This is a genomic window from Paenilisteria rustica (assembly GCF_013820765.1).
Lineage (GTDB): Bacteria > Bacillota > Bacilli > Lactobacillales > Listeriaceae > Listeria_A > Listeria_A rustica.
In genome coordinates this window covers 1-255 of the sequence record NZ_JABJVM010000061.1, presented here as the reverse complement: position 1 = coordinate 255, position 255 = coordinate 1, and the positions used below count along the sequence as shown (strand labels likewise).

Sequence of the window (255 nt, the reverse complement as noted above, 5' to 3'; positions counted from 1 at the left end):
CTAAATCTGGTGCGTCTGCCAATTCCGCCACACCCGCAAAAAATGAGCCGTGATGGGCTCGAACCATCGACCCTCTGATTAAAAGTCAGATGCTCTACCAACTGAGCTAACGGCTCACAATACAAAATACATACTATGAGAAATATGGTGCCGGCTGCAAGAGTCGAACTCGCGACCTACTGATTACAAATCAGTTGCTCTACCAACTGAGCTAAGCCGGCCTGATTAAATGGGGGCTAACGGGATCGAACCGCT

At 49.0% G+C, this 255-nt stretch carries 2 tRNA genes; both read right to left on the bottom strand.

Annotated elements, in window-relative coordinates:
* Window positions 1-43 precede the first annotated feature (43 nt).
* Window positions 44-116, bottom strand: a tRNA-Lys gene (locus HPK16_RS16690).
* 29 nt (window positions 117-145) lie between these two features.
* Window positions 146-221 (bottom strand) — tRNA-Thr (locus HPK16_RS16685).
* Between the last annotated feature and the right edge of the window lie 34 nt (window positions 222-255).